The following is a 5,480-nucleotide window of genomic DNA, read 5'->3' on the forward strand; positions in this document are numbered from 1 at the left end:
GAGAGTCAAGATCGCAAGCGAAAGCAGAAAGAGAGGATGACAGTGGCCAACCTCAAGGGAAGCAAGACCGAGGCGAACCTCAAGGAGGCCTTCGCGGGGGAGAGCCAGGCCAACCGCCGCTATCTCTACTTCGCCCAGAAGGCCGACGTGGAGGGGTACCCGGACGTGGCCGCCCTGTTCCGGTCGGTGGCGGAGGGAGAGACCGGCCACGCCTTCGGGCACTTCGACTTCCTGGCCGAGGTCGGGGACCCGGTGACCGGCGTAGCCGTGGGCCCGACAGCGGACAACCTGAAGTCCGCCATCGAGGGTGAGACCTACGAGTACACCGAGATGTACCCGGGCTTCGCCCGCACGGCGCGCGACGAGGGCTTCGAGCAGGTGGCCGAGTGGCTCGAGACCCTGGCCCGGGCCGAGAAGTCCCACGCCGGCCGGTTCAGCCAGGGCCTGTCGGCGATCGGCTCCGACTGACCAGCTCTTGCGGCTGACCCTCGGGGACATCCTCGATCTCCGGGCCTACGAACGCGAGCGAGACGCGTTCCGGGCCCGGGTGATCGAGCTCAAGAAGGTCCGCCGGGTCCCGGTGGGCCCGCTCGTCACCCTGGTCTTCGAGAACGCCGACACCATCCGCTTCCAGATCCAGGAGATGGCCCGGGCCGAGCGGATGCTCACGGACGAGGCCATCCAGACCGAGCTGGACATCTACAACCCCCTGATCCCCGAGCCGGGCGAGCTGTCGGCCACCCTGTTCGTGGAGCTCACCTCGCAGGAGGACCTCCGGGAGTGGCTGCCCAAGCTGGTCGGGATCGAGCGGGCCGTGGTCCTCGGGGTGGGCCGGGAGGCCCGCGAGGTCCGTTCCACTCCCGAGGCGGCCCACGAGGCGGCCCTCACCCGGGAGGAGATGACCGCCTCGGTGCACTACATCCGCTTCCGGCTCGCCGCCGACGAGGTCGCGCTGTTCGGGCCGGGGCCGGTGGTCGTGGCCGTGGACCATCCCGCCTACCGGGAGTCCACCGAGCTGTCCCCGGCCACCCGGGACAGCCTCGTGCAGGACCTGACCCGGGGCGGGTAGGCACCCGAGTGTGACATAGGTCACTTGGCCAAACCGCTGCTCAGCCCGCTGCGGTTGGGCGCCGATCGTTCGGGGAATCTGGACGGCGCGGCCGGCGTTGTTGGATACTCCGCGGCCGCCTGCCGCCGCCTCGTCGGACGCAGGAACCGTAAGACCCTCTAGAGGATGTGAAACCCGAGTAATGAATCTGTCGTGGCGAAACCGGGCCGCTTGTCGGGGCGTCGACCCCGACATCTTCTTTCCCGTCTCCGACGAGGACGCGGTCCAGGCCAAGGCCATCTGCAACGAGTGCCCGGTGCGGGAGGCCTGCCTCGAGTGGGCCCTCGCCACCCGGGAGCGGGACGGCATCTGGGGCGCCGCCACCGAGCGCGAGCGGCGGCGGATGATCCGCCAGCGGCGCAAGACCGCCTGATCAGCCGCCCCCGTATCCTCGGGGCATGGACTTCTCCCTGCCCGAGGAGCTGGTAGCCCTTCAGGAGACGACCCGCCGGCTGGTCCAGGACAAGGTCCGGCCCCGGGCGCGGGAGATCGACGAGAGCGGGGAGTACCCCGAGGACGTGTTCCAGCTGTTCCGGGACGCCGGCCTGCTCGGGTTGTGCATCCCGACGGAGTACGGCGGCTCGGGGGCCGGGATCCTCGGGCTGACCCTGGCCATCGAGGAGGTGGCCAAGCACTCCAACACCGCCGCCCTCATGCTGCTGCTGACCCGGCTGCCCACGGGCCCGGTGATGATCGCCGGCTCCGAGGAGCAGAAGCACCGCTACCTGCCGGGAATCGCCGAAGGGTCGCAGCGGGCCGCCTTCGGCCTGTCCGAGCCCCAGGCCGGTAGCGACGTGATGGGCATGCGCACCCGCGCCCATCCCGACGGTGACGGGGGATGGGTCCTCAACGGGGGCAAGTGCTGGATGTCCGGCGTGGCCCAGGCCGACTGGTACACGGTGTTCGCCAAGACGCCCCCGCCTGACCGCCTCGACGAGCCGGTCGACCCCACCGCCCGCCGCCACGACTCCGTGACCGCCTTCATCGTCGAGCGGCGCTGGGACGGGGTGGAGGTCGGCAACACCGACCGCAAGATGGGTGTGCGCGGCGTGGACACCGGAGAGCTGCTGCTGCAGGACGTCCACGTGCCGGCGGAGAACGTGATCGGGGAGGTCGGCGGCTTCCGGCTGGCCATGCTCGGGCTCAACTCCATGCGCCCGATCGTGGCGGCGCGGGGGATCGGCCTGGCCGAGGGCGCCCTGATGTACGCCACCGAGTACGTGCAGCAGCGCGAGGCCTTCGGCAAGACCATCGCCGACTTCCAGGGCATCCAGTGGGAGATCGCCAAGCTGGCCGTCGAGATCGAGGCCGCCCGCCTGCTCACCTACCGCGCCGCCTGGCTGGCCGACCAGGGCCGGTTCACCAAGGAGTGGGTGCCCTACCTGTCGATGGCCAAGTACCACGCCACCGAGCTGGCGGTGAAGGCGTCGGGCCTGGCCGTCCAGCTGCTCGGTGCAGCCGGCTACATGAAGGACCACCCCACCGAGCTGTGGTACCGGGACGCCAAGCAGCTCACGATCGTCGAGGGCACCTCCCAGGTCCAGCTCGGCCTGATCGCCCGCGGCGTGCTGGACCGCGACCTGTGGTGGGACTGAAGGACCCGCCGGGCCCGGGGGGGGCAGCCGCGGCGGGGGAGGACGGCGCCTTCTCCGGGGTGGGGGGATGGCCGGCCGTGCTCCGGCGCCTGATGCGCCGGGAGGCGCTCGGGGCCGACCTGGCGGCGCTGGCCCTCGGGGAGATCCTCGACGGCAACGCCACGCCCGCCCAGACGGCGGCGTTCATCGTCGGCATGCGCATGAAGGGGGAGACCGTCGAGGAGATGACCGGCCTCGTCTCCGCCATGCTCGACCACTCCGTGCCGGTGGTCGTGCCGGGTGAGCTCGTCGACACCTGCGGCACCGGGGGGGACGGGAGCCGGTCGATCAACATCTCGACCATCGCCGCCCTGGTGGTGGCCGGGGCGGGCCCGACGGTGTGCAAGCACGGGGGCCGGGCGGCGTCGTCGTCGGCGGGCTCGGCCGACGTCCTCCAGGCCCTCGGGGTCGTGATCGACCTCGGGCCGGACGGGGTGGCCCGGTGCCTGGAGGAGGCGGGGATCGGGTTCTGCTTCGCCCCCCGCTTCCACCCCGCCATGCGCCACGCCGCGCCGGTACGGGCCGAGCTCGGCGTCCCGACCCTGTTCAACTTCCTCGGGCCCATGGCCAACCCGGCGCGCGCCCGCCACCAGGTGCTGGGGGTCAGCGACCCGGCCATGGCCGAGAAGATGATCGGCGTGCTCGAGGCCCGGGGCAGCCGGCGGGCCCTGGTGGTCTACGGCCACGACGGCCTCGACGAGCTCACCACGACGACCACCTCGACCGTGCTGCAGTACGACCGGCTCGGCCGGCGCCGCTACGAGGTCGACCCCGCCGCTCTGGGCCTGCGGCCCGCCCGCCCCGAGGACCTGCGGGGCGCCGACGCCGCCACCAACGCCGCCCTGGCCCGGAGCGTGCTCGAGGGGGAGGGCGGGGCCCGCCTCGACGTGGTGCTGCTCAACGCCGCCGCCGGCCTGGTGGCGGCGGGGACGGCGGCCGACCTGACCGAGGGCCTGGGCCAGGCCGAGGCGTCGGTCACCAGCGGGGCGGCGGCGGCGGCGTTGGAGCGGCTGGTGGAGGTCTCGCAGGAGGCGGCGGCGGACGGGATGCGGTAGCGCCCCTCGTCGCGTCCCGGTGTCGGTCAGACCAGCACGGCGCCGATCAGGCCGAGGGGCGGAGCGCCCAGGTCGAGCAGGGCCTGGTGGAAGCGGAGGTGGGAGTAGCGCCCGCCCCAGGTGGCCACGGCCTCGTCACGCAGATCGAGGATCTCGAGCTTCCCCCACGTGTAACGGCCGTACGTCGGGTCGTAGGTGGCCCGGCTCGCCTCGCTGCGCGCCGCCGGCCCCTTGAGGAAGGCGTCCTCCTCGAAGCTGCGCACCGCGTCCTCCATCGTCATCGACCCGGTGTGCAGACCGATGGCGCAGCGCAGCCGGGTGACGCGCACCAGCGCCTCGATGCAGACGCCGATGCAGTAGCGCGGGTCATCCTCCCGGAACCCCTCCTCCAGCAGGAGCTCCTCGGCGTAGTGGGCCCAGCCCTCGACGAAGGCGCCCGAGAACAGTCCCCGCCGCACGTCACCGCGGACCCGGCGGAGGAGGCGCCCGTGGGCGAAGTGTCCGGGCGTGACCTCGTGCACGGTGATGGCGGGAAGGGTGGTGTGGCTGAAGACCGCCATCCACTCCTCCTGCTCGTCCGGGGGCCACGAGGGATCGGGCGGCGTGACGTGGTACCACGACGCGGCGTCGTCCTCGTAGGGGGCGGCCCACGACATCATCGCCATGGCCCACCGGCGGGACTCCGGGGCCGGCCCCACCCTGCACTCGCCGTCGACGGGGCCGAGCAGGCCGCGGGACACGGTGAACTCGGTGGCCTCGTCGATGAGCAGGCGGGCCTCGCCGGCGATCCCGTCGGCAGACGGATGGTCGGCGACGAGCTGCTCCACCACCTGGTGGGCAGGAAGCGCAGCGTCGATGCGGGCGCAGGCGGCGCGCAGCAGGCCCTGCAGCCGGGTGGACTCGGCGTCGGCGCGCGCCGCCAGATGGGAGAGATCCACGCTCATCCCCTCACCGTCACCCATCAGGGCGGAGAGCGCCTCGGCCCCCAGGGCCGCTTCCGGCGGACCGTCGGACGCGGCGGCCTCGAGATGCTCGACGAACCTGGCGTGGGCGGCGAGAGCGGGGGCCTGCTCCGAGGGGTCGAGTCCCGCCGCCAGCCCCCGCGCCGCCGGAAGCAGGGCGTCGGCCACCGGCGCCGGCACGCGGTCGAGGGCGGCGATGGCGCTGTCGACACCGTCGGGCCAGCCGGCCAGATGGCGCCGGCAGGCCTCGGCCCGCTGCTCGGCGGGGGCGTACTCGCGGTCGTAGCCGGCGAGATCGAGGTTGCCGATGTGCACCAGCGGGTTCCAGCGGTGCATGGCGATGGGACCGAAGGCGGTGCGCAGGCCCTCCTCGAAGGCGGCGAGGTGGGCCTCGTCGTGGGCGTCGGGCTCGGTGGGGCCGGCGCCGAGACGGGACAGGCCCCGTGCCACCGTGTCCGGGGAGAGGTCCTGCACCACTCCGTCGTACTCGTGCAGTCCCACCGCCTCCCGGGCTCCGGCGACGTCCAGGTCGTGCACGGCCCGCACCCGGGGGTTCATCGGGGCGAGGCTACATTCGCCCCCGATGACGCCCACCCGCTACCGGTGCTCGGCGTGCGGGAACCTCACCCGCTTCGACGTCACGACCACCCGGCGGACCCGCGCCTTTCATCACTTCACCGTCGGTGGCGAACTGCGGGTCGAGGACGAGCAGGTGCTCTCG

The 5,480-nt window shown here is 72.7% G+C and carries 6 protein-coding genes; 5 read left to right on the forward strand and 1 reads right to left on the reverse strand.

Annotation, left to right across the window (positions count from 1 at the left end; genetic code table 11):
• Nucleotides 1–36: 36 nt before the first annotated feature.
• From VFW24_02825 to trpD, 5 genes are all read left to right on the forward strand, one after another.
• Nucleotides 37–468, forward strand: coding sequence for a rubrerythrin family protein (locus VFW24_02825; protein HEX5265682.1), 432 nt, complete (start codon nucleotides 37–39; stop codon nucleotides 466–468).
• Between the two features lie 7 nt (nucleotides 469–475).
• Nucleotides 476–1,069, forward strand: a complete 594-nt coding sequence (locus VFW24_02830) for a DUF3501 family protein (GenBank protein ID HEX5265683.1) — start codon at nucleotides 476–478, stop codon at nucleotides 1,067–1,069.
• 181 nt (nucleotides 1,070–1,250) lie between these two features.
• A complete protein-coding gene (locus VFW24_02835) occupies nucleotides 1,251–1,481 on the forward strand; it encodes a WhiB family transcriptional regulator (protein HEX5265684.1) in 231 nt (76 codons plus the stop codon).
• A 25-nt stretch (nucleotides 1,482–1,506) separates the two neighbouring features.
• Nucleotides 1,507–2,703 (forward strand): acyl-CoA dehydrogenase family protein, encoded by a 1,197-nt coding sequence (locus tag VFW24_02840; GenBank protein ID HEX5265685.1) that lies wholly within the window; start codon nucleotides 1,507–1,509, stop codon nucleotides 2,701–2,703.
• Nucleotides 2,694–3,797 (forward strand): anthranilate phosphoribosyltransferase, encoded by a 1,104-nt coding sequence (trpD, locus tag VFW24_02845; GenBank protein ID HEX5265686.1) that lies wholly within the window; start codon nucleotides 2,694–2,696, stop codon nucleotides 3,795–3,797. Before VFW24_02840 ends, trpD begins: the two co-directional genes overlap by 10 nt.
• A 26-nt stretch (nucleotides 3,798–3,823) precedes the next feature.
• Here trpD and VFW24_02850 read toward each other — a convergent pair whose 3' ends face one another.
• Entirely contained in the window at nucleotides 3,824–5,317 is a 1,494-nt protein-coding gene (locus VFW24_02850; GenBank protein HEX5265687.1) for a DUF885 family protein, read from the reverse strand.
• Nucleotides 5,318–5,480: the final 163 nt, after the last annotated feature.

It is taken from the genome of Acidimicrobiales bacterium, from assembly GCA_036273495.1.
Taxonomy (GTDB): Bacteria; Actinomycetota; Acidimicrobiia; order Acidimicrobiales; family JAJPHE01; genus DASSEU01.

Bases quoted from the DNA above. Each gene is read 5' to 3' on its own strand.
- VFW24_02840 (HEX5265685.1), top strand. From the start codon at position 1,507: ATGGACTTCTCCCTGCCCGAGGAGCTGGTAGCCCTTCAGGAGACGACC.
- VFW24_02835 (HEX5265684.1), top strand. From the start codon at position 1,251: ATGAATCTGTCGTGGCGAAACCGGGCCGCTTGTCGGGGCGTCGACCCC.
- VFW24_02825 (HEX5265682.1), top strand. From the start codon at position 37: ATGACAGTGGCCAACCTCAAGGGAAGCAAGACCGAGGCGAACCTCAAG.
- VFW24_02850 (HEX5265687.1), bottom strand. From the start codon at position 5,317: ATGAACCCCCGGGTGCGGGCCGTGCACGACCTGGACGTCGCCGGAGCC.